Source organism: Arthrobacter sp. LAPM80 (assembly GCF_046736435.1).
Taxonomy (GTDB): Bacteria; Actinomycetota; Actinomycetes; order Actinomycetales; family Micrococcaceae; genus Specibacter.
In genome coordinates this window covers 1-2,246 of the sequence record NZ_JBCHVD010000045.1, presented here as the reverse complement: position 1 = coordinate 2,246, position 2,246 = coordinate 1, and the positions used below count along the sequence as shown (strand labels likewise).

Sequence of the window (2,246 nt, the reverse complement as noted above, 5' to 3'; positions counted from 1 at the left end):
TGTTAAGTGGCGGTAGTTGGAACTGTTGGTCCACGTAAGCGGTACTGCCGCTCCGCCGACCGGGTACCGGCCATCAATGATGGCTGATGACCGGCACCCTTGGTGTCGTGCACTGTATCGTTGTGGAGAGGCCTTTTGGTTAGTTCCAGTGGTCCTCAGTTTGGCGCATTCTTATGTTTTCTTCACGCCGCATGTCAACCGTTCCAAGTTTGATTAGTCGTGAATTATTCGCCAGCCGATTCACGATCGAGTCTGCCGCGACTCGATCGTGAATCATTTGAACCCAGTACTCCGGCCCGGTTTGGGATAGCACCATCGTGGGCAGTCGCCGGTCTCGGTCGGCAAGAACCGTGAACAGATCATTGGCTGCGCGGGGGTCGATTCCGATCGTTAAGAAGTCGTCCAAAATTAACAAGTCAACGTCTTTGAGCTGATTGAGTAGGTTTCGGTGAGCAATGTGATCGTCATTGACGCTGACCAGTGCCAGCCCGAGATCGTCCATCCTCCAGTACTTCACGCTGTGCTCGTTATGGCACGCAGCGATGCCAATTGCGCAGGCCAGGTGGGTTTTGCCCGTGCCTGACATGCCGGTGATCACGACGTTGACCTTGTCGTTGCCCCAGTCGTTCTTCGCATACCGGTTCATTCGCACCGGGTTCAAGCCGCCGCGTTCGTCCCGGTAGTCCAGTTCCTCGATCGAGACGTCGGCAAACGGGAAGCTGGCCTGGGCAATGAGCCGCTCAATCCGGTTCGCCCGTCGCACTTCGAGCGCGTCATCGACGGCTTGCCGGAACAAGGACTCCGGAGCGACCCGGTCGTTTGCTTCGTCGTTGAGGAGTTCCTCAAGTGCTTCGGCAACTTTGGTGATCCGCAGGGTGCGGAACTTCTCGTAGTCTTCACTGGTGAAAATGGTCATCAGAATCCCTGTTGGTAGTAGTCGGAGCCACGCACGAACATGTGCTCTGCCAACGGCGGCAGCTCGGGGCGCGCTGGCTTGACGGTGTTCGTCGCGGCCCGGGGAACCAGCGGGGCGTCTTGGTCGCTGCCAATGGCGGCCATCAGCCGTTTCAGGGTTGTATAGCTTGGCACCGCCTGGGTATTGAGCACCTGTTGGCAGGCTGCCTCCAAACGGGCCTTGCCCTTCTTTCCCAGCGAATCAAGAATGTTCTGACACCCCAGATATCCTTGGGCTTCAATCCGATGCCGATCTAGGATCTGGGTAATCACCTCGGATGTTGCAGGCCCGAAACTTTGTGCACGGTCCAAGAACCAAGCGCGCGACCACAGGTTGGCAAGGTTTTGGTGCGCCAGCGGCACATGCTCATCCAGGGTTGAGTACTGGCCCTTGCGACCGTATTTGCGCCCGTGTTCACAGACGACCTTCTCCCCGGCAAAGACTGTCACAGTGGTGTCAGTCAGCCGGGTCTTGAGCACCTGCCCGGCCAATTGGTGCGGCACTGAATAATGCTGATAATCGGTGCTGACATGGTAATTTCGCCCGACCTTGAGCTGTTTCCACGTTACCTGCGTGAAGCGCTGGGCGGGCAGCGCCCCAAGGTGGGAGACTTCCTCGGTTGTGAAGATTTCCCGCTTCGTGATTCCGTGCGGGTTCTTCAGATCGTTGATCACTTCCACCTGCACCTCGATCGCCTCGTTCAACTCTTGGATCGTTGACCACACTTCATGGCTGAGATGGCCGATGATGCGATGGTTGGCGGTGCGTACCGCCCGCTCAATAGAGCCTTTGTCACGGGGCGCACGAACTCTGGCTGGCACGATCGCGGCGCCGTAATGAGTGGCGAACTGGGAGTATCGATCGTTGAGCAGCCGCTGAGGATCCTTGCGCTGCGGCCGGTATGTCGCGGTCTTGGCGTTATCCGGGATGAGGATCTGTGGCACGCCGCCGAAATACTCAAGGGCCCGCACATGCAGGTCAATCCAGGCATCAATGTTCATTGATAAAGACGCCCGGGCCAACACCATGCCCGAGTACGGCAGCACCACGGCGAACAAGTACGCCTTCACGATCTGCCCGCTGAGCACATCGGTGACCGGCAGCGTCTGCCCGGCCCAGTCAATCTGCATCGTCCTGCCCGGCTCGTGATGAATCGTCGCAGCCAGGTCATTCGAAGCGACGTACTGGGCAAAAAGCGAGCAGAACTTCGAATACCCGTACTTTCGATCAACACCGGATCCGGTGACGTAGGCCTGCCACGCCTGCTGCAACGTGAAGTTCCGGTCCTGCT

The 2,246-nt window shown here is 58.1% G+C and carries 2 protein-coding genes; both read right to left on the bottom strand.

The annotated features are described in order from the left end of the window. Window positions 1–139: 139 nt before the first annotated feature. Window positions 140–916, bottom strand: a complete 777-nt coding sequence (locus AAGW05_RS18425) for an ATP-binding protein (RefSeq protein ID WP_411806014.1) — start codon at window positions 914–916, stop codon at window positions 140–142. Next, window positions 916–2,226 carry an IS21 family transposase gene (gene istA, locus AAGW05_RS18420; protein ID WP_411806013.1) on the bottom strand — a complete coding sequence of 437 codons (1,311 nt, stop codon included), beginning with the start codon at window positions 2,224–2,226 and terminating at the stop codon, window positions 916–918. The genes AAGW05_RS18425 and istA overlap by 1 nt, the downstream gene beginning before the upstream one ends. Between the last annotated feature and the right edge of the window lie 20 nt (window positions 2,227–2,246).